Below are 24,669 nucleotides of genomic sequence, written 5' to 3'. Positions count from 1 at the left end.
TGATTATGAAAATTCTAAATAAAAAATCAATTTCAGTTTTATTGCTTGCAGGTTTGATGCTTGCATCATGTGATGAAAATCTGGATACGGTGCCAATCTCTGAAGGAGTGGCACAAAACTCTTACCAGACAGGTGATCAGCTTGAAGCGGCACTTACTGGCGTGTATGAGTCTTTTCAGGGTAACGACTATTATGTATGGGATCATGTTTTGTTCTCAGACGTTCGTTCTGATAATAACTATGCAGGAGGGGATAATGCACAAATATTCCAGCTTGATGCCATAAACGTAGAACCTACAAATGACAGGATCTATAATGCATGGTCTGCGATTTACAATGCAATTTTAAAAGCTAATATTGTTATCGAACAGGCACCTAACGTGCAACGTTTGCTAACTGAGGAAAGAAGAGAGCAAATTATTGGTGAGGCTTATTTTTTAAGATCATACCACTATTTTACACTTGCAAGATTATTTGGAGGTGTGCCATTGATTCTTGAAAGCACCAAATCGGGAGATCCTTCTGTAGTTCGTGTTTTCAGGGCTACAGAGGAAGAAACCTATGCTCAGATTATTGCTGACCTTAAACTTGCAGCCGAAAAACTTCCGAATGATTACGGAACTGATTCTTCTGTAAATAAAGCACGTGCTACTAAAGGTGCTGCTTATGCATTACTTGCAAAGGCTTATGCACAACAACCTATGCCGGAATGGGGTCAGGTGGTAAACTATGCTGACCTTGTAATAAACAGCCCTGCAGGATACCAGCTTTTAGGTAGCTATGCTGATCTTTTTGATGGTGCTCATTACAATAATTCGGAGTCAATCATTGAGATACAATATTTAGGAGGTAACGAAGGTTCATGGGCTCCGCAAATGCACCTTCCTCCATCTAAGAGTGGTGATACATGGAGAAAATTCGTAACACCTTCGCATGACCTTGTTGATGCGTATGATGCTGAAGGCGATGTAGTACGTAAAGATGCAAATATCCTTTTTGAAGATGCACCTTGGGCAGATGAGTACTGGGGTAACGCAGTAGGAAGTTCAATTCCTTTTAACTACAAATGGAAAAATGCTATGGGATGGGCAAGTTCAGACCATGTTTATCTTTTACGTTTAGCGGATATTATCCTTCTAAAAGCTGAAGCGCTTAACAATCAGGGACAGTCAGGAGCTGCTGCTGATCTTGTTGACCAGATCAGGTTAAGAGCAAATATCGGGGTTCTTGCTGCAAACGTGAGAGCTTCTCAGGATTTGATGAAAACAGCAATCCTTAACGAAAGAAGACTTGAGCTTGCTCAGGAAGCACACCGTTGGGATGACCTTGTAAGAAACAATGTTGCTGTACAAACCATGAACGCTGTTGATGATGTAGATCTAAGAACTGGTAACTCTGTAAACTACAACATGCAGGATTATGAGATTTTCCTTCCTATTCCTCAAAGAGAGCTAAACAGAAATCCTAACCTTGTTCAAACTACAGGTTATAATTAATATATCGCAATAGACTGCTATGAAGAAATCGTTTGTTTATATAGGTTTGGCTGCTTTGTTTTTTTCCTGTTCAGGAAGTGAAGACAGTTCGGGCAATCCCGGGCCTCCGGTAACACCTGTTGAGTCAGGGAATGTTGTTGGAACGGCCAATGTGTGGGTTACCAATGGCGAACAGACCAAGCTTTTGAGCAAACAATCTTCAGGAGCATCTATTTATGATACTAATGCCACCACAGATCCTTCAATCTCTGTTGATTTCTCTCAGCAGTATCAGGAGATTGAAGGCTTTGGTGCTGCATTAACAGGTTCTTCGGCCATTGTTATCAATGGGATGAATGCAACTCAAAAAGACGCCCTGCTAAAAGACCTTTTCAGTACAACCGAAGGTATAGGACTTAGTTATCTGCGTCTCACTATTGGAGCTTCAGATTTTTCGTCTGCAAACTTTAGTTATGATGATATGCCGGCAGGCAGTACTGATGCCAGCCTTGCTAACTTTTCGATAGCTCCGGATGAAACTGATGTTGTTCCGGTAATGCAATCAATACTGGCTTATGCGTCAAACATTAAAATTATGGGTAGCCCGTGGAGTGCTCCGGCATGGATGAAAACCAGCCAAAGCATGAACGGTGGTAGCCTTAAACCGGAATGGTATGATGCTTACGGCAATTATTTTGTGAAATACATTAATGCCTATGCTGCACACGGTATTACCATTGATGCGATTACGCCGCAAAATGAGCCATTGCACGAAATAAATACCTATCCAACAATGAAAATGACTGCCGTAGAGCAGGCCGATTTCATAAAAAGCAGTCTTGGCCCTAAACTTCAGGCAGCCGGACTTACAACCAAAATTATAGCCTACGATCATAATTTCGACAGGACAGATTATCCATTAAGTATTTTAGGTGATGCTCAGGCGGCACAATATGTAGATGGTTCTGCTTTTCATGCTTATGCAGGTGAAGCCGGTGCCATGAATGTGGTACATGCTGCCTTTCCTAATAAGAACCTCTATTTTACCGAGGTATCGGGAGGAGGATGGAGCACCAATTTTGCTGAAAACCTGAAATGGAGTATTGGTAATATATTTATAGGTACTACACGTAACTGGTCAAAGAATGTATTGCTTTGGAACCTTGCACTTAACAGCAATTCAGGTCCTACTAACGGAGGATGTATAGATTGTCGTGGTGTTGTTACTGTTACTGCTAACGGATCAGTAACCAAAAATGTTGAATATTATGCGCTTGCGCATTTTTCAAAATTTGTAAAGCCGGGAGCAAAAAGGGTAAACTCTACCAATTTTGATAATTCACTTGGTTTACAAAATGTAGCCTTTGTTAATGCTGACGAATCAAAAGTGCTGGTGGTACTTAACACGTCGCAAACGGCACGAAAATTTGCAGTAAAGATTGATGATAAAAAAATCGTTTACTCGCTGGAGCCACAAGCTGTGGCAACTATCGTCTGGCAATAGCCCGGCACTAAAAAATTGAAACATAATTAAAATTTTGGTATAGTCTACACTGTATCATAGGATTATCATGCATATAAAAAAGAAAAATTTACTATCAGGATTTGTGATTGTTATGGCTGTTGCAGCTATGGTAACAGGCTGTGGTTCTGCAAAGAACGGAAAGTCTGAAACCTCAGGATTATGGATAACCATGCCTGATAAATCGGCCCTGCTGCAAAAAGAGGCAGTAACGGTAACGAGCCAGCCAAAAAATGAAAACATACAGCTAACCATAAATACTGGTAAAACTTTCCAGGAAATGGACGGCTTCGGATATACCCTTAGTGGAGGAAGCGTACTGCACATCAGTAAAATGAGTGCGCCGGCAAGAGCAAAACTATTACAGCATATATATGGTACAGGACCTGATGATCTGGGTGTAAGCTACATCAGGATAAGCATCGGAGCATCAGATCTTGATGAGCTGCTTTTCTCTTATAACGATCTTCCTGCAGGACAGACCGATGTGAATATGGAGAAATTCGATTTGGGTTACGATAAAAAATACCTTATACCTGTATTGCAGGATATACTTAAAATAAATCCTTCAATCAAAATATTAGGTTCGCCATGGTCGCCTCCGGTTTGGATGAAAACTAACGGAGACACACGCGGGGGAAGCCTTAAGCCTGAATACTACACGGCTTATGCTAAATACTTTGTAAAGTATGTTCAGGAGATGAAGAAAAACGGAATCATCATCGATGCTATTACAGTACAGAATGAGCCACTTCATCCGGGTAATAACCCAAGCCTTTTAATGTTGGCTGAAGACCAGAAGGTTTTTGTGCGCGACCACTTAGGTCCTGAATTTAAAAAGAACGGTATTACAACCAAGATCATAATTTACGATCATAATGCCGACAGGCCGGATTATCCTATTACAATATTAAATGATAAAGAGGCTGCAAAATATATTGATGGGTCTGCGTTTCACCTTTATGGGGGTAAGATAGAAGCTGTATCATCGGTACACGAAGCACACCCAGACAAGAATCTGTATTTTACAGAGCAATGGGTAGGAGCGCCGGGTAATTTTGCAAATGAGCTAAACTGGCATATCGAAAACCTTATTATCGGTGCGCCTAACAACTGGTGTAAAACCGTGTTGGAATGGAATCTTGCGGCAGACGAAAAACAGGAACCTCACACTGACAGGGGTGGATGCGTTGGATGCCTTGGTGCGGTAACCATCACAGGTGATACAGTAACTCCCGAGCCGGCTTATTACATAATTGCACATGCGTCTAAGTTTGTGCGTCCGGGTTCGGTAAGAGTGCTGTCGAATGTTATTGAAGGTCTGCCAAATGTGGCTTACAAAACACCGTCAGGAAATACGGTTGCCATTATTCAAAATACATCAAAAGAAGTAAAGACTATTGATGTGAATGCCGGCAAAAAGAATACTACTATTACGCTTAAGGCCGGTGCTGTTGCGACACTGGTAATGTAAAAGCATATAAATACCATAATCCGGGATTAAATTGACAGTTACTTTCCAAAAAACATCTGTTCTGAATTTTAGTAAAATCCCGGTTATGGTTTTCAAAAGTTATTGATTTTACTTCAATAAATTGTTTAGAGTTGTGGTTAGTTAAAGCCGTGTTGCAAGCACGGCTTTCTCTTTTTTTTGTATTTTTATGACTTAATAATCTGTCATGAAAATCTCTCTGATACAAACTTCTCTTACCTGGGAAGACGCCAATGCCAATCGTTCTAATTTTGAAAAACTGATAAGCAGCATTAATGAACCGACGGATATTATCCTGCTGCCCGAGATGTTCTCAACGGGGTTTACCATGAAGCCTGAAACGGTTGCTGAAACTATGGACGGCGAAACGGTAGGATGGATGAAAACCATAGCGACGTGTAAAGACTGTGCCATAGCAGGGAGTGTGGTTATAGAAGAAAATGGAAACTATTATAACCGCTTTTTGTTTGTAATGCCTGATGGCAAAATAAAGCAGTATGATAAGCGTCACCTGTTTTCGCTGGCAGGTGAGGATAAAGCGTACACGAAAGGGATTGACAGGCTTGTTATAGATTACCGTGGCTGGAAGATTTGTCCGTTGGTGTGCTACGACCTCCGTTTTCCTGTTTTCTCCCGTAATACCGAAGATTTTGACCTCTTGTTGTATGTTGCTAATTGGCCTTCGCCACGTGTGCTTGCATGGGACACGCTTTTACGTGCCCGATCAATAGAGAATATGTGCTATGTTGCCGGAGTAAACAGGATAGGGCAGGATAATAACGGACACAATTATCCCGGGCACTCACAGGTATTTGACTGTTTAGGAGCAAGTCTTACTGTTTCCTCTGAATCAGAGGGAGTAATAACTATTGAGCTTGATAAACAAACAATGCTCGAAACCCGAAACAAGTTTGGCTTCTTAAACGACAGGGATAGCTTTATCCTCCAAGATTAAAGGTTTCCTCAGGATCCCAGTTGGCCCGTACGTCAATTTCTTTGGGCATATAGATCATCTCCTCAGGCTGAAGTTTTAACAGGTAGTTCCCTGTGTCCCATTCTTTATTCTTATTGTCGTCATAATATACCCTTAGCGTATATTTGTCAGGCAATACATTATCGAAACTTATCTTGGTTTCTCCTTCAGAATAATAAAAGGCCTCTATATCTCCTTTTGCGTTAAGTACTTCCAGCATAAGTGGGAAACGTTTGGCATTGGCTAACGTTATGCGCAGGTTTCCATAATCGGCATATGTTCTGGTAGGTAGTGTATAGGATAAGGTGTCATTCTCCTTTTCGTAAAAATCCTTTAAAGCACCCGGCATCAGGGTTATGTTGTATTTCTGGCTTTCTTCTTTAGGGAAGTCAAATGAGAGTTCCTGTTTCATTTCGTCATAAGCCATAGTGTATTTCATGGCAACAGAGTCCTTGTTGATGAGCTTTATTTTTGTACTGTCTATCGTAACGATAGGGGTTACAGATGAAAGTGTAAACTTCTCTCTGAAATGCAGGCCTCCTTTTTGTACGGCATCTATTTTCAATGAGTCAGCGGCTTTGAGTTCCTTGAACTTTACATTAAATTTTTTGATAGAATCTTTATAAGTAACCGAAACTTTTAATGAGTCGGCAGTTAGCTTTCGTGGTAACCATACCTGTAGTGAATCCTTGTCCTTTACTTTGGTTGCTATAGAAGGTATGTCTTCAGTATCAGTACCATTACGCACTTTTATTTTGATGTTTTTATAATCTTTTCCTTCATAACCGGCATATAATTTATGCGAAGTGGCCTGTACAGGTTTCAGAGCTTTAAATGGCCTTATTTCCTGAAAGAGTTCCAGTTCATAAATAGTGTCGTTAGGTACATCGATGGTCTGGTTAAGGAAACCAATCTTATCCGACTTAGGGTCAAACTTGTAATTGTTGTTAGCGTCTTTTAACGCAACAATATGGTATCTGCCCTGTTTCAGGTTTTGGAGTGAGAACTGAACCGTACTATCAAGGGTGTTGGTAACATATCTTGGTCGTTGCTTGTAGATGGTTGAATCATTAAAAGTTGAATCAGCCTCATAAAGCATTATGTTTACAAAGTTGTCGGTTTTGTTGGAGTAAGCATCTTTTATCCTGCCGTTTAGGGTAAGCGAATCTATGTAAGTACCTGTAGAAAATATAAATTTGAACTGTGAATATGGATTGCCCTCATTATTGTCGGTGATACTCTGCCCGAAGTTAAAGCTGTAGGTCGTATTCTCCTTAAGGGTATCTTTTATCTTTATGTTTATGAATTTGCTTGCACTCCCTGCCGGAGTAATAACAGGGGTGTACTCCATAGGAGGAGAAATTATAAGCTGCTTGTTTACATCTTTTATTTTGATGTATTCGTTAAAGTCTATGCGTATCTCAGTACCTTTAAACTGGGTGCTCATGTTTTTTGGCGAACTGCCAATAATGTATGGAGGGATGGTGTCTTTTGCTCCGCCGGTAATGCTGCCTCTTTTGGCGCAAGACGTGAATATCAGCGAAGTAAAAAGTATATAGAGAAAAATCCTGTATTTCAGCATATCGTTTTCTTTGACTGCACAAAATAACGATTATATTCCCTGTAAACGAAATGTTTTTAAAAAATGTTATAGCCCCTCTCCGAAGAGAGGAGCCGGGTTTGGGTTTAGCTATGTGCGTAGGCCATGGTTATGATGCTTACTTTGGCTCCGGGTATCCTGAGCAGGGCTTTGCCACAGGCTTCAAGGGTAGCTCCGGTAGTAATAACATCGTCTACAAGTAAAAAGTGCTTGCCGTTATCGGAATCAGTAGGTGTGACATCAAACGATTCGTTGATGATCTCGGCGCGGGCAGCAAGGTTTTTCTTAGTTTGGGTTTTGGTATAGTGCGTTCGCAACAATATGTCTTCATTGTAATTTTTTCCCAGTCCTTCAGCAAGGGCTTTGCCAAAACCTTCCACCTGGTTGTAACCTCTTTCACGAAGCCTTTTTTTATGCAGCGGTACAGGTACAACCTCGGTAACGTCTTTAAGGGCTTCAATTTCCTTAAGGTCGTGTACGTACCATTGGCCCATCATTGAGCCGATTTCTTCTTTTCCGCGGTATTTCAGGTTATGGATAAGTCCCTGAACAATACCCTCTTTGTGAAAGTAAACTACGGACGAAGCATGTTCCACAGGAGTCTGCCACGGAATTTTTTGGCAGTTTCGTTGTTGTCGTCAAGATGATGCTGGGTAAACGGCATATCGTGCCGGCAGTGGGTGCACACAAGGTGCTCGCTTTCAAGAAGCGTGGTTCCGCAGCCTGAACAGGGTTTTGGAAAGAGTAGATTAAGTAAAGTTTTTATCATAGGTGGGTGTGATTTAGGTAGGGTAAATATATATAATCAGCAACTTATTTCCTATATGTTGTGTGGATTTATAATTTAATTTGTTAAAACCCTTATGATGTAAGAATATTAATTCAAAATTTTAACAAATTGTAAAAGAGTCTTTTTTATATTTATAAGCTTCTGTATATACAATCCCTTTTTATATTTTTGCAACACTATGGCAAAACAAGAAGATCTATTTAAAAATGTTATTTCGCACGCAAAGGAGTACGGATTTATTTTTCCGTCAAGCGAAATATACGACGGCCTTAGCGCAGTGTATGATTATGCGCAGAATGGTGCCGAACTGAAAAAGAATATCAGGGAATACTGGTGGAAATCGATGGTGCAGATGCATGAGAACATTGTGGGTATTGATGCCGCAATCTTCATGCACCCAACTACATGGAAAGCATCGGGGCACGTTGATGCCTTCAACGACCCGCTGATCGATAACAAAGATTCCAAAAAAAGATACAGGGCCGATGTGCTTATCGAGGATTATGCCGAGAAGATAAACCAGAAAGCCCAAAAAGAAATCGAAAAAGCAAGAGTTCGTTTTGGCGATGCCTTTAACGAGCAGGAATTCATCACTACTAATGCGCGTGTGGTAGAATACCTTGCTAAAAAGAAAGAGATACTTGAGCGTATGGCGCGTTCGCTGGAAACTGAGAACCTTGCCGACGTAAAAGCGCTTATCGAAGAGCTTGAGATCGCTGATCCTGAAACCGGTTCTAAAAACTGGACAGAGGTACGTCAGTTCAACCTTATGTTTGGTACCAAACTTGGTGCTGAAGCATCTAACGCTATGGACCTTTACCTTCGTCCGGAAACGGCACAGGGTATATTCGTAAACTTCCTGAACGTACAGAAAACAGGTCGTATGAAAGTGCCTTTCGGTATCGCACAAACAGGTAAGGCGTTCCGTAATGAGATTGTTGCAAGGCAGTTTATCTTCCGTATGCGTGAGTTCGAACAAATGGAAATGCAGTTCTTCGTTCGCCCGGGTGAAGAGATGAAATACTACGAGTACTGGAAAGAAACAAGACTGAAATGGCACCTGTCGTTAGGGCTTGGTAAAGAAAATTACCGTTTCCATGACCATGAGAAGCTGGCACACTATGCTAATGCTGCTGCCGATATCGAGTTCAACTTCCCATTCGGCTTTAAAGAGCTTGAAGGTATTCACTCAAGAACGGATTTTGACCTTAAAGCACACGAGCAGTTCTCTGGTAAAAAACTACAGTACTTTGATCCTGAGCTTAACGAAAACTACACGCCATACGTAGTAGAAACGTCTGTAGGTCTTGACAGGATGTTCCTTGCGGTATTCTCTAATTCACTAAAAGAAGAAACTCTTGAAGACGGTTCTACACGTACTGTACTTGCGCTTCCGGCTGTATTAGCGCCTACTAAGGCTGCAGTACTTCCGTTGGTTAAGAAAGATGGGCTTCCAGATGTTGCAAGAGAGATCATTGAAGACCTTAAGTGGGACTTCAATGTGTCTTATGACGAGAAAGATGCAGTAGGCCGCCGTTACAGAAGACAGGATGCCCTGGGTACTCCGTTCTGTATCACAGTAGATCACCAGACTTTAGAAGACCAAACTGTAACTATCCGTCACCGCGACAGCATGCAGCAGGACAGGGTTAAGATATCTGAATTGAGAGGTATAATCAACGAAGCGGTTTCAGTAAGAAACTGGCTGATGAAAATGAAATAAGAATTGAAAGCTGTCTGAAAGGGCAGCTTTTTTTATGGTGTTAGGTCATTGCGAGGAACGAAGCAATCTAAGATTGCCACGCTTCATTGCATTACGCTCGCAATGACACAATATTCGATATAATATTTAGATATGACGCAACATATAGTTCCAAGAGATAAATGGGATGACAAAGCAATTGAGAATCTTCAAAATTGCTCTTTTGATGAAGTAAGAGATAAAGTACCGGCCTTGCTAGAATGGTTGCAAGATATGAATTGGCCGGTTGCAGGAGGTATCTTCGATTTTTTACTGCCTCATGTCAATGAAATTGAGGATGAGATTATAAAAATATTCAGGACTGATGATGGAATGTGGAAATACTGGATACTTGGTTTAATAGATAATTATCAGGGGAAGGTTAATGAAAGAATAGTAAATGAAATTGTAAGGGTCTATAATGAGCCCACTCCTGATGAAATTGATTGCGGCGTTCATGAAGATGTTCAAGAAATGATTGAAAAGTTCAGACAGAAAGGGATTCTTTAAATTAAATATCATTTTTAGTTTTAACTCATTGCTATACTGTAATAAAATATGTTTTTCGTGTCTTTGTTTTTTGTAATTTAGAGGTAAGTTGCTGCAAGTAAATTAATTACAACCAACCATAAAAATTATAATCATGAAAAACACCTTTACACTATTGACGTTTTTTTTATTCCTGGGATTCTCTTCTCAGGTGAGTGCGCAAAACTGGGTTACTATTGCCGAGAAAACCGTAAGCTTTAAAGCTGAAAAGGATGTTGTCACGCCAAGGGGAGATGCCAAAAGCGTAGACAAGATCAGGATTAAATGTGTGCAGGGTACTGTTAAGCTCAAAAAGGTATATGTGGAAATGAGCGATGGTACTAAAAAAGAATATGATGCCAAAGCGGTAGGTGTGCTTACTAAAGGCATGACATCATTGGCATGGGATTTACCCGGTAAAAGCGGCAGTGCTAAAGTGAAAAAAATAGAACTTCAATACGATTCCGTTGGGAATATGCTGTTGACCGATAAAGCGAAGGTTGAAGTGCAGGGGCGAACCTCGAAGTAAGACTAAAGAGCCGTTATAAAAAAGCTCCCTGCGATAGCAGGGAGCTTTTGTGTTTTATTAAAGGTCTGCAAGTTGCGACTGAGAAATTACTCTCCTTCTGAAAGTGCATTCCATCCCCTTGCTTTAAGCGGGATCTGCGTGTTGGCACGGGTAACAAGGTTAATGCCGGCACTTTCTTCCGTCATGTGGCCGATAACCGTAAAGTTAGGGTTGCCTTTTATCTTGTCGTAGTCGGCTTGTTTGATTGTGAATAACAATTCGTAATCTTCACCGCCATTAAGCGCGACTGTAGTGATGTCAATGTTGAATTCTTCACATACATTGATAAGTTGTGGATCAACAGGAATCTTCTCTTCGTATAAGCTTGCGCCAAGTCCTGAATTCTTGCAAAGGTGAATAATCTCTGAGGATAGTCCGTCAGAAACATCGATCATGCTCGTAGGCTGCAATTCAAGCGCTTTTAAGATCGCTTTAATATCCTTACGGGCTTCCGGCTTCAGCTGGCGTTCGATAAGGTAATTATAAGGATCTAAATCGGGTTGGTTGTTCGGGTTTACCTGGAACACCTGTTTTTCGCGTTCCAATACCTGAAGACCCATATAGGCAGCACCCACATCACCTGTTACAATAAGCAGGTCAGTACTGGTAGCACCGGCGCGATATGTAATATCTTCCGCTTCTGCTTCACCAATGGCAGTAATGCTTAATATCATCCCTTTTTGTGATGAGGTTGTGTCACCGCCTACAATATCCACACCATACACTTTTGCAGCGTGTTTGATACCGTCGTACAATTCGTCAAGCGCTTCCACCGGGAAACGGTTGGAAACCGCGATTGATACGGTGATCTGGGTAGGGGTAGCGTTCATGGCACAGATATCCGAAACATTAACCACAACAGCTTTATAACCCAAATGCTTTAATGGCATATAGGCAAGGTCGAAGTGTACGCCTTCAATCAGCAGGTCGGTAGAGACCACCACTTTTTTATCTTTAAAATCAAGCACAGCGCCATCATCGCCTATGCCTTTAAGGGTAGAGGGTAGAGATGTTTCGATATCGCGTGTAAGGTGTCCTATAAGGCCGAATTCGCCCAGTGCCGAAAGACTGGTGCGCTGCTGGTTTTTATCTTCTATCATTTCTTTTGAGTTGCAAAGTTGAAAGTTGCAAAGTTACAATATAGTCGTAAAGTTTTAAAGTCGAAAGTTGTAAAGTCAGCAGCACCCCTCCCGATAGCTATCGGGACTCTCCAAAGGAGAGGAGAGTAGAAAGCGTTAATCTATCTCAGGGATAACCGAATCACTCCAGTAATCAACGATCTCCTGTAGGGTTTCTTTGAGTTGTTTCATGTCGCTTGTTTTGTGAAAGTAGCCTTGTATGGCACGCTTAAAGGCTTCTTCAACCGTATAACCATTGCCTACCGTAGTGAAGAATATAAAAGGCACGGTCTTTTCGGTAAGTTCGGGGTCTTTAAGTATTTCGTCGCGGAGTTCAAAGCCATTCATTCGTGGCATATTGATGTCGGAAATCACCATAAAAGGTTTGATGTGTTCCTGTTGCAGAAAGGGGATAACCTGAGTACTGTCTCCCAAGAGGATTATTTCGTTGGGAATTTGTAGCGACTTAAGTATATCTTCAAATATAAGCCTGTCATCCTCATCATCGTCAATGATTATTATAGGTCCGTCTTTTTTCATGATAATTGTAATTGAATGGCAAAAGTATTGCGTTCAAATACACTATGCACTGAGATTAATCTTTCTATAACAAACATTAGCCTTTCTGTAACAAAAAACCTCCGTAAAAGGAGGTTTTTTGTTATGATGGGTCTTTATCAGGAACTTTTGCAGCTTTCCAGTATTCAATAATTTTCTTAATGACATCTTTATAGTCGTCGTAATTACTGAGTTTTGTGAAAAATCCCTGTGCTGCTTTCTTATATGCTGTTTTTATGGTGTCAGGGTCGCTGGCAGTACTAAAAAAAATATAAGGTACTGTTTTGTCGCTTAGGTTTGGGTCGGCCAATACCTCGTCCCTAAGTTCGTAACCGCTCATTTTAGGCATATTAATGTCAGAGAAAATAAGGAATGGGGCAATCTCGGGTCTTTGTAAAAATTCCATTACCAATGTACTGTCAGGAAGTATTATTACCTCATTTTCATATCCCAGATCCTCAATTACTTCTTTCAGGATATCGCCATCATCTCTGTCATCTTCAATAATAATAATCTGTCCGTCTTTCTTCATTTAAAATGTTTTTTATCGGGCTAATATATAGATTTAAACCTTAAAATTTTGTTAGAATAATTCTATAAAACGATTCTGTTGGTTCTTAAAGGCTAATTGGGAGGGTTAATAATAAATAAAAACCCGGTACAAACGCACTGGGTTTCTAATATCTCAATTCTCAATACTGAGTTCTAATCATTTAGTTTCAATACCGCCATGAAAGCTTCCTGCGGAATCTCTACGTTACCTACCTGACGCATACGTTTTTTACCTTTCTTCTGTTTTTCAAGAAGTTTACGTTTACGGGAGATATCACCACCATAACATTTTGCTGTAACGTCTTTACGTAGTGCCTTAACGGTTTCACGCGAAATTACTTTTACCCCAATTGCAGCCTGGATAGGGATGTCAAACTGCTGGCGCGGAATAAGTTCTTTCAGTTTCTCACACATCTTTTTACCGATGTTGTAAGCGTTATCCTCGTGGATAAGTGCCGAAAGTGCATCTACCGGCTGACCGTTCAACAATACGTCAAGGCGTACAAGTTTTGACGTACGCATCCCGATAGGAGAGTAGTCAAACGATGCATAACCTTTAGATACTGTTTTAAGCCTGTCGTAGAAATCGAATACGATCTCTGCAAGTGGCATATCAAAGTTAAGCTCAACACGTTCTGTAGTAAGGTAAGTCTGATTCGTGATCAATCCGCGTTTCTCAATACAAAGGCTCATTACGTTACCTACGAAGTCAGCTTTGGTAATGATGGTTGCTTTAATATAGGGCTCTTCTACGTGGCTCAGTTTAGATGGCTCCGGAAGGTCGCTCGGGTTGTTAACGATAATTGGTTTTTCAGGGTCTTTTTTAGTGTACGCAAGGTACGATACGTTGGGAACCGTAGTAATTACCGTCATATCAAACTCACGCTCTAAACGCTCCTGAATGATCTCCATGTGCAGCATTCCTAAGAATCCGCATCGGAAACCAAAACCAAGTGCTGCCGAGCTTTCTGCTGCAAATACAAGAGAAGCATCATTCAGCTGCAGTTTCTCCATAGAGTTACGAAGCTCTTCATAATCTTCAGTATCTACCGGATAGATACCAGCAAATACCATTGGTTTTACATCTTCAAAACCACTTACCATGTTTGAGGTAGGGTTTTTGGCATCGGTAAGCGTGTCACCTACTTTTACCTCTTTGGCTTCTTTAATTCCCGAGATGAGGTAACCTACGTCACCTGCACTTACAACCTGTTTCGGAACCTGGTTCAGTTTTAGCGTACCGATCTCATCGGCAAAATATTCGTTGCCGGTAGCCATAAATTTAATTTTCTGGCCTTTGTTGATGGTTCCGTTAATAACCCTGAATATAACCTCAATTCCACGAAATGGGTTGTATACCGAGTCAAATATCAATGCCTGAAGTGGTTCGTTTGGATCGCCTTTAGGAGCCGGGATACGCTCAATGATAGCAGCAAGTATATCTTCTACCCCAAGGCCGGTCTTACCCGAAGCAGGGATAATGTCTTCCAGTTTACATCCTAAAAGGTCTACGATATCATCGCTTACCTCTTCAGGATTAGCACTTGGAAGGTCAATTTTATTTAGTACCGGAATAATTTCCAGGTCGTTTTCTAAAGCAAGGTAAAGGTTAGAGATTGTTTGCGCCTGAATACTTTGTGCAGCATCAACAATTAGAAGGGCGCCTTCACAGGCAGCAATAGAACGCGATACCTCATACGAGAAATCCACGTGGCCCGGAGTATCAATAAGGTTAAGGATATATTCCTCTCCCTTGTAGGTATATTCCATCTGTATGGCGTGGCTCTTGATCGTGATACCTCTTTCTCTTTCAAGATCCATGTTGTCAAGCAGCTGTGCCTGCTGTTCACGTTTGGTTACTGTTTGCGTAGCATCAAGAAGCCTGTCTGCCAGGGTACTCTTACCGTGGTCGATATGGGCAATAATGCAAAAATTCCTAATATGCTTCATCTTCGTCTGTTATCAGTTTTTGTTAGGGCGTGTCCCTTCGGGCTGCTATAGTTTAGCCTGCTCCTATCCCTCACGCATATTACCTGTAAAGGTAGCAAATTTAATCGGCAAATATAGTTTAAACTTAGCGAGTTGCAAACGGATAGTGGTAAATAAAAAAACAGCATTCGGTTGGGGGCTTCCGTATGCTGTTTTATACTTTTTAGTAATGGTAATTTACCGAATAAGTTATGTCGAAATTCAGGTTTCTGATTGGGGGGATTCAGAATCTGATCGTTTAAATAATTCTTTAAAACTACGGTGCAAAGCAACGATAAAAAATAATACAAAAACAGGTTTCAATGTTATTTTTTTTAAAATCTGAAAAAACGTAATTACAACGTTGTAGTTGTGTGTTTTTGTGTAGTAGTTTACTGAAAATGTGTTGTTTGTAGATCATTTCTGAATCGGAAAAAGATTACATCGGATTCGATAAAATGCGTATTTCTCCGTTTAACGGTAAATTTTATGAAAATTTTGAGATGTCAAATTTTTAATTTTAAAATGAATATAAATGAAAAGTGCATGAAGAAAACTCCATGCACTAATCATAACCAATCAACCAATCTAAAAATTATTATTACCATTTGCTTCCCACCTTGTTCATTGGTGGTGAAATGATATAACCAATCTTAACACTACAAAGGTACAATGGTTAATGTGTTGATAATGAGTTTTATTATATTTTTATTCTATGCGCGCATATAAAAATATTATAGCCTTTTATTTCTTACAAAAAAGGCACATGACCAACGGAACATGTGCCCAAATAAGCAGTAAGTAGTGGTCAAATATCGTTGTTGTATGCCAATCGGGGGCTTTGGTCTATAGTTATAGGCTTTTATAAATACTGCTCTTTTTAAATCGGAATGAGCAAGTGGTTAATGCTTATGTTCTTATATACGTATGCAGGAGTATATTGGTTTTGAAAGAAGTCATATAAATATTGTAATTTTGCACAAAATGAAGAAGATGGTAAAGATTGGCAATATAGAACTGCCCGAATTTCCGCTATTGCTGGCTCCTATGGAGGACGTGAGTGATCCGCCTTTCCGCAGGTTGTGTAAAACGCATGGTGCTGACCTTATGTATAGTGAGTTTATTTCCTCTGAGGGATTGATACGTGATGCTATGAAGAGCCGCCAGAAGCTGGATATTTTTGATTACGAACGCCCTGTGGGAATACAGATATTTGGTGGAGATGAGGAGGCAATGGCGCTTTCGGCAAAAATTGTTGAGACCGTAAACCCGGATATTGTTGATATAAATTTTGGCTGCCCTGTAAAAAAGGTGGTGTGCAAAGGTGCCGGTGCTGGTGTACTGAAAGATATCGACCTGATGGTGCGTCTTACCAAAGCCGTTGTAAACAGTACATCACTGCCGGTAACGGTAAAAACCCGTTTGGGCTGGGATGAGGATTCTATAAATATTGATGAGGTTGCTGAGCGACTTCAGGATGTGGGTATCAAGGCGCTTACCATTCATGGGCGTACCCGTGCGCAGATGTATAAAGGGGAAGCCGACTGGTCGCATATTGCACGCGTAAAGAACAATCAGCGCATCAATATCCCAATCTTTGGTAATGGTGATATCGATAGTCCTGAAAAAGCGCTGAAATATAAAAATGAATATGGTATCGATGGTATCATGATTGGCCGTGCGGCTATCGGGTATCCGTGGATATTTAACGAGATAAAACATTTCTTCAATACTGGTGAGCACTTGCCTATGCCAACGCTCGAAGACCGTGTTGAAGCTGCACGTAACCACTTAATGTGGGCTATTGAATGGAAAGGTGAAAGAGTAGGGGTGTTTGAAACACGTCGTCATTATACCAATTACTTTAAAGGTATTCCAAACTTTAAGGAATACCGACAAAAAATGGTTACCTATGATGCCGCAGCCGATGTATATGCAGTGCTTGATGAAGTGTTGGATGTATTTGGGTCGGTAGTTTAGTTGATGGTTGACAGTTGTCTGATAAAATAATAAAGGTAAAAAGGGGTTTGTAGTCAACGATTACGAACCCCTTTTTTATGGATGGTGTGCAGCTTCCGGCAACTATCAACCGACAACCAACAATCAATTATTCCTCGTCGAGCTGATCCAGTACAGATTTTACCTGCTTCAGGTGTTTGCCGTAATACCAACGAGGTATAAATTCGGCCATGAAAAGCGAAAACAGGATTAATCCGGCTAATAATGCAATACCTGTAATTCCAGCTGCTTTTTTGTCAAGAAAATTACTGATGGTATTCTGGTTTTTTGTTACTGTGCCTGCCAGTACACCAAACGAAAATCCCAGAAAGAACATAATGTAGGTAAGTGCTTTGTAAAGCTCTATATTTAGTTTCAGCTCATAAAAAAACCAAAGCAGGTTTTTACGACTATCAAATGTCATGTCATACGATTTTTTATAGAACACAAAGAACTTATAAAAATAGTAGGTCATAAATCCTATCATTATTGCATAGAAAGGAATAAATAGTGCAATAAGCTTATCTGAAAAATCGAATATCATAGGAGCGAAACCTACAAGCACGAGCATGAAAGCCTGCATGAAAAAGTCTGCTTTCATTTTTTTGCGTACTCTGTCAATAGGTGTTTGTGCTTCTTTAAGTGTCTCTATGGTGTTTGGGACACGAACGTTGTCTGTAGGTTCGTTATTCCATTGTTGTTGTAATTCGTTAAAATTCATAACCCTGTTTTTTAATGATTTCCTGTAACTTGTCTTTTGTTCGGTTTAGTTTTACGCGGGCATTTACTTCAGTAATACCCAAATTCTGGCTAATTTCCTTGTGCGACTGTCCTTCGAGAAAAAGAAATATCAATGCCTTCTCTACCGGATTGAGCAGCTGTACAGCTTTGTAAAAATAGTCCAGTTGTGTTTCGCGGTGCATTTCATCGTTGTCGTCTTTAAGATCCATTTTGTCATGCATCCGGGTATTGTCGGGCTTTCTCTTTTCTTTTTTGAAGAACGTTAGCGCGCTGTTTACGGCCACCCGGTACATCCAGGTTGATATCTGACTTTCGCCCCTAAAGGTGCCGTATGATTTCCAGAGTTGCAATACGATTTCCTGAAACAGGTCTTCCCTGTCTTCGGGTTCGTCCATGTACATTCTCGAAACCTTATGGATAAGACCCTTGTGCTTTTCGATCAGCGCTAAGAATTCCTTTTCGTTGGTTTTCAAATCTGTTGGTTTTGGTTGGTTTGCTTTTATTTTACGGGAGTTACTTTATAACCCTGTTGTTTCAGTAATTCAATTACTCCATTTTTGCCGTATAAATGTCCTGCGCCTACCGCAAAGAAAGTACTTTCTTTTTTTGCAATTGCAGGTATTTTTTTAACCCATGCCTGGTTTCTTTCCGTTAACATCAGGTTTTCGGCTGTAGTGTTCATAAAACGCCTGTCTGTTATGGTTCTGTAGAGTTCCGGCAGGTTCTCTTCTTTGTGAAAACGCGCCAGGTTATCCATTATCTGTGCGTAGTCCGATTTTAGTTTAATCTGGTTTAGTATTTCGGCAAGGGTGTATGATTTTTCCATGACAACAATCTGGCTGTCTATGGTTTCGAGTCCGCCTATGGTTTTGTGCTGCGCCTGTGCCATCGTAACAAATTCGCCTTCAAAAAACTTTATTTTGGTGGGAGGGCATTTCATTGCATTTGCTATGGCAATGCTCATCAGTCCTGAGGGAGAAACATAATTGGCCTGCTCGAGTGTTATGCCCATTTGTGAAGTAAGGATTTCGTTTGCTTCTTTTCTTTCAGCTTCATTAAGTCTGCTTGAGAGAGTAATTTCGCTTCTCATCATTTTTTGCATGGACTCCATTTCTTTGGGATCGGTAGAGTTTACCTCAAGTACAAGGTTAGAAGTACTGTTAAAAGCATTGCTTACTTTTTCCTTGATCTGAAAGTCTTCTTCGCAAAGTACGTGAATGGTACCAAACAGGTACGAAGGTTTTTCAATTCCTTTGCCTTCAATTTTCCATAGCATGGAGTTGTTGTCATTAGCTTGTTGAGCATTACCAAATAATGTTGATGCTACTGCTGCGATTAAAAAGATTGCTTTTTTCATGTTTTTCGTTTTTTGATTGTGATTTATAACAAGTATGTAAAGCAATCGTTCATTCGTTACAAAAAAAAGAGGAAAATAATTTCAGTAAAATAAAAAGCCCTGTAAATACAGGGCTTTCGGGGTATAGTATTTTATAGTTACACTTCGACTTTTTTCCATTTTCCGCGTCTGAAAAGTATAAAGCTGATTATCGTCATAAAGGTTTCGGCTATCGGGATGGCCCAGAATACACCTGTTGGCCCCCAGTTGAAATGCTTTGCGAGTATGTAGGCTAATGGTATCTGGATGATCCAGAAACCGAAAAAGTTTACCCATGTAGGGGTTTTGGTATCTCCGGCTCCGTTAAAGGCATTCAATAATACCATGCCTATGCCGTAAAAGATATATCCGGCACTTAATATCCTTATTGCTTCTACAGCGATATCGTGTACCTGTGCGTTGTTGGTAAAGAACCACATCATCGGGTCGGCAGCCAACAGGCATATCACCATAATGATTGCCATGTAGGTTACGCTGAATTTTGCGGTGACAAATACCGAACGTTCTGCCCTGTCTACCAGTTTGGCACCAAGATTCTGACCTACCAGCGTGGCAGCCGCACCACTCATTCCCCATGCGGGAAGCATAAAGAACATCATGATACGTATAGCACTCTGGTATCCGGCAGAGCCTTCGTCACCACCTGATGTGGCTACCAGCTCTGCAAGAAATATCCAGCTGCATGATGCTATTACAAATTGTAATACTCCCGGTGCTGCAATTTTTACCAGTGATTTTATCTGTTCCCAATCCGGCAGGAAATAAGAAGCAGCAACTTTAAGGATGCCTTTGCCATTAAACAGGTTGTATAGCTGGTATAGTACACCAATGCTTCGTCCTATGGTTGTGGCTATTGCTGCCCCGGTCAGCCCCATAGCAGGAACCAAAATGGCACAAAGTATAATGTTACATAAGTTGGCAATCCAAAGGCTTCTCATCGCGATGGCTGCATTACCGGCACCACGAAAAATACCATTGAAAAGGAAAAGCAGCATGATTATGAAACTTCCACCCATCATGATACGCATAAAAGGCGTTCCAAAGATGGCTGATTCTTCAGATGATCCCATCAGGATTAAAATATCGGTAGCATAAATCAGCCCAAAAATGGCTAAAACAACGTTTACGGCTACGGCTATGATTATGGCCTGCATACCGGCCTTTGAGGCAGAAACAGGGTCTTTTTCGCCTATTCGTCGGGCAACAACTGCAGTGGCAGCCATACTCATACCTATAGCGATAGAATAAACTACAGAAAGTACCGATTCGGTTAAGCCTACCGTTTGTACAGCAAAACTGCTGTTTTCTAAATGACCTACGAAATAAAGATCTACCAGTGCGAAGACCGATTCCATAGCCATTTCCAGCATCATCGGAATAGCAAGCAGGATAACCGCGCGGCGGATGCTACCTTGTGTAAAGTCTATATTTTCTCCCTTAAGGGATTGTTTGAGCAGTGCAAAAAAGCGTGATAATGCACTGGTGTGTTGAATGTCCTGTGTCATTGGTTTGATTTGATAAGATTGATGAAATAGCGAACGTGGGCATTACGTAATGCCGTAAAAAATTTATGTGCGGAGGTGGCAATCCCTAGCGGATAGGGATAACAAAATTTTCATAGTTCGTAAAGAATTGACGGCAAAGAAAATGAATTTCTGCAAAAAGAAAAAGTTATTGTGTTATTTTTTAGATAATTAATAACTATTTAAATAATTAAGCTGATTCCATAAGCTTTTTGCTTACACGGGCTGCGGCTATGCGGGAAGCAAAAACACCAAGGATAAAAATCGTAAGTAATACGATTACAATATTCATAACACTGAATTCAACCGGATATGCCATGGTATTGGTAATCATAAGAAGGCTGAATTGCTTTTGGACAAATATTACACCTGCGCCAAGCAGTATTCCAAAAGTTGCACCCAGTGTAGTGATAAAGATCCCTTGATAAAAAAAAATATTGCGAAGTGCTTTTACTTCGGCACCAAGGCTGTAAAGTGTTCTGATGTTTTCTTTTTTATCGAGTATCAGCATGATAAGTGCTCCTGCAAGACAGAACAAGGTAAGTACCACTACTAACGAGCAGAAAAGGTAGGTCACCAGATTCTCGGCATTCAGCATCTTGTAAAGCGAGTCGTTTAGCTGTTCCCTGTTCTTTAATATCACCTTATTACCAAATAGCTTTTCAATGTCTTTACGCATATCGGCTTCATTGGTTCCGGGCATCAGTTTAAATTCTATCGAAGTATACTGATTGCGTTTAAACTGAAGCATTTCTTGTGCAAGAGCGACGTCTACAAAAACATATTTGCTGTCCTGTTCGTCGTTGATGTTGTAAACGCCTGTAGGGATGAGTACGGTCTTATTAAAAGCATCTTCCGGATTCTGAATGGCACCTTTGCCCGCTTTGGGTACAAATACCTCGAAATCCCTGTTGAATTCGCCAATGAACATTGAAAATTTGTTCATGATGTTTGCTCCAACCACTGCCTGTCCGGTATAAGGCTTAAGCCATTGTCCGTAAGGAACGCTCTTTTTAATAGGGGTTACGGTTGTAAAAAGGCTGTCTACGCCCTTCATGTAAGCCACCTGTTCTTTCCCGTCAAAATAAAAGAGTACTCTTTCTTCGGCTATTTTGCTGTATGCAGCAATGTTTTTAAACTGGTGAAGTGTTGCTTCCTGCTCAGGAGTCATTAAGAATGATTTTCCTGTTGCAGGAGTAAGCTTCAGGTCGGGATCGGTAGTGTTTGTAAAAGAAAGACTGAAATCCTTTAGTCCGCTAAAAACTGAAAGGATAATAAAAAGAGCTGCCGTACTTACTACAATACCCGTTGCTGCAATACCCGTAATAATGTTAATGGCAGTGCTCTTGCTTCGGCTTATGGTGTACCTACGGGCTATGTAAAACGGAAAGCTCAAATTATGATTCCGGAATTATGATTTTTTACGTCTGTCTAAAAGCTCAGGATTTGTAATAGGATTGTTTTCTCCTTTAAGCTCATTGTCAATTTTTTCTATCTGATCCAGAGAGTCGTCTATGTAAAATACCAGGTTAGGTACTTTGCGCAACTGAAGCCTTACACGTTGTGCAAGATCGTGTTTAATAAGCGGTGCATTAGAGCGTACTGCTGCAAGTATTTCGCCACCACGCTCCGAAGGGAATACGCTAAGGTATACTTTAGCTATAGAAAGGTCGGTAGTAACCGCAACTTTAGATATAGAGATGATAAGATTAGTGATGCCGTTTTTACGTATCTCACCCTGTAATATATCTACAAGGTCATTCTGTAAGAGGGCGCCTATCTTTTTTTGTCTGTTTGTTTCCATCTTGCAAAAGTACTTAATTTTCTTAGAAGTTGCAGAGTCTCAAAGATACAGAGTTGTAAAGTTTAAATGATTACCCAAAGTTTTATATTTGCTCCCACAAACAACAAACGAAATAGTATGAGAAAAATTGAACATATAGGTATCGCCGTAAACAGCCTTGAGGTTTCGAATCAGCTTTTTGAGAAACTTTTCGGCGCGCCGGCATACAAAATGGAAGAAGTGGCAAGCGAAGGGGTAAAAACCTCTTTCTTTATGAACGGACCTAACAAAATAGAGCTTTTAGAAGCGACAACTCCGGATAGCCCAATTGCTAAATTCCTTGAGAAAAAAGGGGAGGGTATCCACCATATCGCTTTTGATGTGGAAGATATCGTTGCTGAAATCGCCCGATTAAAAGCAGAGGGTTTTACCGTGCTTAACGAAATACCTAAAAAAGGGGCAGATAATAAACTGGTAGCATTCCTGCATCCAAAAGGTACGAACGGCGTGCTGATTGAGCTTTGCCAGGAAATAATTTAAGGTTGCAAAAACTTCATTATCAGTCAGTATTTGTGGTTGAGGTGTTGGTGATGTAATAATCCTTTAAAATTATTTGCATTGCATGAAAATTAATAGTAATATTGCAACCTCAAAACCGGTCCTATAGCTCAGTTGGTTAGAGCACCTGACTCATAATCAGGTGGTCCCTGGTTCGAGCCCAGGTGGGACCACTGGTTTTACAAAACCCTTCACAGCAATGTGGAGGGTTTTTTGTTTGTATTATCCTGTTATATTCTCGGTTTTAGGCTTCCGATATTACTAAATGAACAAATTTCACATCTTTTCAGAAAAATAATTAAAGAAAAATATTGTATAATCAATTAATTATTACATTTTTGCGGCATTAATTTATTTTTATGAAATCAGGAGTTGTAAAATTCTTCAACGAAGAAAAAGGATTTGGATTTATTGTACCGGAAGATGGTTCAGCTGATGTGTTTGTTCACATTTCAGGTGTAGTAGGACAAATCAGTGAAAAAGATGCTGTTGAATACGAAGTAGAAGATGGCAGAAAAGGCCCTACGGCCGTTAATGTTAAAGTAGTAGGCTAATTCAGCCCGGAGGATTTTTACTCCGGCTTCCCTATAACTTACCAGCACAGAGTCCCTTGCCACGGCAAGGGACTTTTTTTATTTTTACACCATGCAAAACCGTATTCTCCAAAAAGTTGATGTATCCCGGGTTAAAATGCTAAGGGAATTAAGTATTGAAACTTTTGTGCATACTTATGCCCAATTCAATACCGAAGAAGATATGCAGCATTATATCGCAACCGAATTTTCTGAGGAAAAACTATTACAGAGTATCACAAGCGCTTCTTCTGCGTTTTATTTTGCCATGGAGGAGAATGAGGCTATTGGCTATATAAAAGTGAATTATGCGCCCTCACAAACGGATATTAACGATCCTCAAAGTCTTGAACTGGAGCGGATTTATGTTAGTGCTCAACATCAGGGTAAAAGAGCAGGGCAGTTTCTGCTTGATGCAGCCCGTGATATTGCTTTAAAGAACAGTTTCGAATATTTATGGCTGGGTGTATGGGATAAGAATACAAATGCACAAAAGTTCTATGCTAAAAATGGTTTTGTGGCCTTTGGTACCCATGGTTTTATGTTGGGCAATGATGTACAGCGTGATATTCTATTGAAATTAAAACTATAGATGTAAAAAAATAGGCTTTTTAAGCCTATTTTGATGAATCTGAGTTAAGCGTTTTTGATACAAGTTCAAAATTCGCTTTCATATAATTTCTTGATTTTGATCCTATTTTGTATTCCTGAGTGGTTTCAGTTGTGATGAGTTTTATTTTTGAAATACCTACTGTCTGTAGTTTTTTAAAGTTCTTTTCGTTTTCTTCAAAGTGGCTGTTTTTTTTACTAAGTGCAAAAGCTGCTTTGTATTCTTCCTGATTGCAATCAGTGTCTGATATCTGGAAACATTCTATCTCGCTATTGTCTTCAAGTACAAGTATAAGGTTGTTGGCTGATTGCCTAATGCATCCGATAGTATTATTGTGATGGTAAATGTTCAGGTCTATAAAGTAGGTTTTAATGTCGTTATTCCCTACATGATGGCTTTGATAACCAGCAGAGAAAAACACCAGTCCTCTGTTAGCAACGCTATCTTCAACTTCAGCTTTTTTACCCTTATAGCTTTTTGTTAGAATCACCCGTGAACCTGTTTTAGTATCGTTTGTGTTTACGGCAAGAGTTTGTGCTGTTGCAGTAACTGAAGAAAGCAGCAGCAAAAAGATAATTTGTCTAAGTTTCATTGGTTTCAGTT

The 24,669-nt window shown here is 40.3% G+C and carries 25 protein-coding genes and 1 tRNA gene; 12 read left to right on the top strand and 14 right to left on the bottom strand.

Features of this window, described 5'->3' with window-relative positions; all coding sequences use genetic code 11:
- Positions 1 to 5 precede the first annotated feature (5 nt).
- The 4 genes from ACFSR3_RS01240 (at position 6) to ACFSR3_RS01225 (ending at position 5,444) form a co-directional block, all read left to right on the top strand.
- Complete coding sequence (locus ACFSR3_RS01240) at positions 6 to 1,496, top strand: RagB/SusD family nutrient uptake outer membrane protein (protein ID WP_379819358.1); 1,491 nt, start codon at positions 6 to 8, stop codon at positions 1,494 to 1,496.
- A gap of 19 nt (positions 1,497 to 1,515) precedes the next feature.
- The gene (locus ACFSR3_RS01235; RefSeq protein WP_379819357.1) at positions 1,516 to 2,979 is read left to right on the top strand and encodes a glycoside hydrolase family 30 protein; all 1,464 of its coding nucleotides are present in this window, start codon (positions 1,516 to 1,518) and stop codon (positions 2,977 to 2,979) included.
- 67 nt (positions 2,980 to 3,046) lie between these two features.
- Positions 3,047 to 4,471, top strand: a complete 1,425-nt coding sequence (locus tag ACFSR3_RS01230; RefSeq protein WP_379819356.1) for a glycoside hydrolase family 30 protein — start codon at positions 3,047 to 3,049, stop codon at positions 4,469 to 4,471.
- A 205-nt stretch (positions 4,472 to 4,676) separates the two neighbouring features.
- On the top strand, positions 4,677 to 5,444 hold the full coding sequence (locus tag ACFSR3_RS01225; RefSeq protein WP_379819355.1) for an amidohydrolase: 768 nt from the start codon (positions 4,677 to 4,679) through the stop codon (positions 5,442 to 5,444).
- Here ACFSR3_RS01225 and ACFSR3_RS01220 read toward each other — a convergent pair.
- From ACFSR3_RS01220 to ACFSR3_RS01210, 3 genes are all read right to left on the bottom strand, one after another.
- The gene (locus ACFSR3_RS01220) at positions 5,428 to 7,044 is read right to left on the bottom strand and encodes an Ig-like domain-containing protein (protein ID WP_379819354.1); all 1,617 of its coding nucleotides are present in this window, start codon (positions 7,042 to 7,044) and stop codon (positions 5,428 to 5,430) included. The genes ACFSR3_RS01225 and ACFSR3_RS01220 overlap by 17 nt on opposite strands.
- 104 nt (positions 7,045 to 7,148) lie before the next feature.
- Positions 7,149 to 7,658: a ComF family protein gene (locus tag ACFSR3_RS01215; protein WP_379819353.1), complete on the bottom strand. Its 510-nt coding sequence runs from the start codon at positions 7,656 to 7,658 to the stop codon at positions 7,149 to 7,151.
- Complete coding sequence (locus ACFSR3_RS01210; protein ID WP_379819352.1) at positions 7,637 to 7,831, bottom strand: double zinc ribbon domain-containing protein; 195 nt, start codon at positions 7,829 to 7,831, stop codon at positions 7,637 to 7,639. Before ACFSR3_RS01210 ends, ACFSR3_RS01215 begins: the two co-directional genes overlap by 22 nt.
- Before the next feature lie 199 nt (positions 7,832 to 8,030).
- On the opposite strand from ACFSR3_RS01210, the gene ACFSR3_RS01205 reads away from it, so the two are divergent.
- The 3 genes from ACFSR3_RS01205 (at position 8,031) to ACFSR3_RS01195 (ending at position 10,650) form a co-directional block, all read left to right on the top strand.
- Positions 8,031 to 9,575 carry a glycine--tRNA ligase gene (locus ACFSR3_RS01205; RefSeq protein WP_169521087.1) on the top strand — a complete coding sequence of 515 codons (1,545 nt, stop codon included), beginning with the start codon at positions 8,031 to 8,033 and terminating at the stop codon, positions 9,573 to 9,575.
- A gap of 132 nt (positions 9,576 to 9,707) precedes the next feature.
- A complete protein-coding gene (locus tag ACFSR3_RS01200) occupies positions 9,708 to 10,103 on the top strand; it encodes a DUF5071 domain-containing protein (RefSeq protein ID WP_379819351.1) in 396 nt (131 codons plus the stop codon).
- Between the two features lie 133 nt (positions 10,104 to 10,236).
- On the top strand, positions 10,237 to 10,650 hold the full coding sequence (locus ACFSR3_RS01195) for a hypothetical protein (protein ID WP_379819350.1): 414 nt from the start codon (positions 10,237 to 10,239) through the stop codon (positions 10,648 to 10,650).
- 86 nt (positions 10,651 to 10,736) lie between these two features.
- On the opposite strand, the gene thiL is transcribed toward ACFSR3_RS01195, so the two are convergent.
- From thiL to lepA, 4 genes are all read right to left on the bottom strand, one after another.
- A complete protein-coding gene (gene thiL, locus ACFSR3_RS01190; RefSeq protein ID WP_379819349.1) occupies positions 10,737 to 11,789 on the bottom strand; it encodes a thiamine-phosphate kinase in 1,053 nt (350 codons plus the stop codon).
- 135 nt (positions 11,790 to 11,924) lie between these two features.
- Entirely contained in the window at positions 11,925 to 12,347 is a 423-nt protein-coding gene (locus ACFSR3_RS01185) for a response regulator (RefSeq protein WP_379819348.1), read from the bottom strand.
- 121 nt (positions 12,348 to 12,468) lie between these two features.
- Positions 12,469 to 12,897, bottom strand: a complete 429-nt coding sequence (locus tag ACFSR3_RS01180) for a response regulator (protein ID WP_379819347.1) — start codon at positions 12,895 to 12,897, stop codon at positions 12,469 to 12,471.
- Positions 12,898 to 13,070: 173 nt separating this feature from the next.
- Positions 13,071 to 14,867: a translation elongation factor 4 gene (gene lepA / locus ACFSR3_RS01175; protein ID WP_379819346.1), complete on the bottom strand. Its 1,797-nt coding sequence runs from the start codon at positions 14,865 to 14,867 to the stop codon at positions 13,071 to 13,073.
- A gap of 1,011 nt (positions 14,868 to 15,878) precedes the next feature.
- On the opposite strand from lepA, the gene dusB reads away from it, so the two are divergent.
- Positions 15,879 to 16,865, top strand: coding sequence for a tRNA dihydrouridine synthase DusB (gene dusB, locus ACFSR3_RS01170; RefSeq protein ID WP_379819527.1), 987 nt, complete (start codon positions 15,879 to 15,881; stop codon positions 16,863 to 16,865).
- A gap of 127 nt (positions 16,866 to 16,992) precedes the next feature.
- On the opposite strand, the gene ACFSR3_RS01165 is transcribed toward dusB, so the two are convergent.
- The 6 genes from ACFSR3_RS01165 to rbfA all read right to left on the bottom strand — a co-directional run bounded on the left by ACFSR3_RS01165 (position 16,993) and on the right by rbfA (position 22,347).
- Positions 16,993 to 17,604, bottom strand: coding sequence for a hypothetical protein (locus tag ACFSR3_RS01165; RefSeq protein ID WP_379819345.1), 612 nt, complete (start codon positions 17,602 to 17,604; stop codon positions 16,993 to 16,995).
- A complete protein-coding gene (locus ACFSR3_RS01160) occupies positions 17,594 to 18,025 on the bottom strand; it encodes an RNA polymerase sigma factor (protein ID WP_379819526.1) in 432 nt (143 codons plus the stop codon). The genes ACFSR3_RS01165 and ACFSR3_RS01160 overlap by 11 nt, the downstream gene beginning before the upstream one ends.
- A gap of 98 nt (positions 18,026 to 18,123) precedes the next feature.
- A complete protein-coding gene (locus tag ACFSR3_RS01155) occupies positions 18,124 to 18,981 on the bottom strand; it encodes a TraB/GumN family protein (protein ID WP_379819344.1) in 858 nt (285 codons plus the stop codon).
- A gap of 137 nt (positions 18,982 to 19,118) precedes the next feature.
- A complete protein-coding gene (locus ACFSR3_RS01150) occupies positions 19,119 to 20,525 on the bottom strand; it encodes an MATE family efflux transporter (protein ID WP_379819343.1) in 1,407 nt (468 codons plus the stop codon).
- A 208-nt stretch (positions 20,526 to 20,733) separates the two neighbouring features.
- Positions 20,734 to 21,939, bottom strand: a complete 1,206-nt coding sequence (locus ACFSR3_RS01145) for an ABC transporter permease (RefSeq protein ID WP_379819342.1) — start codon at positions 21,937 to 21,939, stop codon at positions 20,734 to 20,736.
- Between the two features lie 15 nt (positions 21,940 to 21,954).
- Entirely contained in the window at positions 21,955 to 22,347 is a 393-nt protein-coding gene (gene rbfA, locus ACFSR3_RS01140) for a 30S ribosome-binding factor RbfA (RefSeq protein ID WP_114759345.1), read from the bottom strand.
- Positions 22,348 to 22,464: 117 nt separating this feature from the next.
- Between rbfA and mce the strand changes: the two genes are divergently transcribed.
- The 4 genes from mce to ACFSR3_RS01120 all read left to right on the top strand — a co-directional run bounded on the left by mce (position 22,465) and on the right by ACFSR3_RS01120 (position 24,048).
- Positions 22,465 to 22,866 (top strand): methylmalonyl-CoA epimerase, encoded by a 402-nt coding sequence (mce, locus tag ACFSR3_RS01135; protein ID WP_114759346.1) that lies wholly within the window; start codon positions 22,465 to 22,467, stop codon positions 22,864 to 22,866.
- Between the two features lie 117 nt (positions 22,867 to 22,983).
- Positions 22,984 to 23,057, top strand: a tRNA-Ile gene (locus ACFSR3_RS01130).
- A gap of 186 nt (positions 23,058 to 23,243) precedes the next feature.
- Positions 23,244 to 23,438, top strand: coding sequence for a cold-shock protein (locus tag ACFSR3_RS01125; RefSeq protein ID WP_114759347.1), 195 nt, complete (start codon positions 23,244 to 23,246; stop codon positions 23,436 to 23,438).
- A 91-nt stretch (positions 23,439 to 23,529) separates the two neighbouring features.
- Positions 23,530 to 24,048 carry a GNAT family N-acetyltransferase gene (locus ACFSR3_RS01120; protein WP_379819340.1) on the top strand — a complete coding sequence of 173 codons (519 nt, stop codon included), beginning with the start codon at positions 23,530 to 23,532 and terminating at the stop codon, positions 24,046 to 24,048.
- Positions 24,049 to 24,073: 25 nt separating this feature from the next.
- On the opposite strand, the gene ACFSR3_RS01115 is transcribed toward ACFSR3_RS01120, so the two are convergent.
- A complete protein-coding gene (locus ACFSR3_RS01115; protein WP_114759349.1) occupies positions 24,074 to 24,658 on the bottom strand; it encodes a hypothetical protein in 585 nt (194 codons plus the stop codon).
- Between the last annotated feature and the right edge of the window lie 11 nt (positions 24,659 to 24,669).

Source organism: Flavobacterium suzhouense, assembly GCF_042684765.1.
Taxonomy (GTDB): domain Bacteria; phylum Bacteroidota; class Bacteroidia; order Flavobacteriales; family Flavobacteriaceae; genus Flavobacterium; species Flavobacterium suzhouense.
This window is presented reverse-complemented; position numbering and strand designations above follow the sequence as displayed.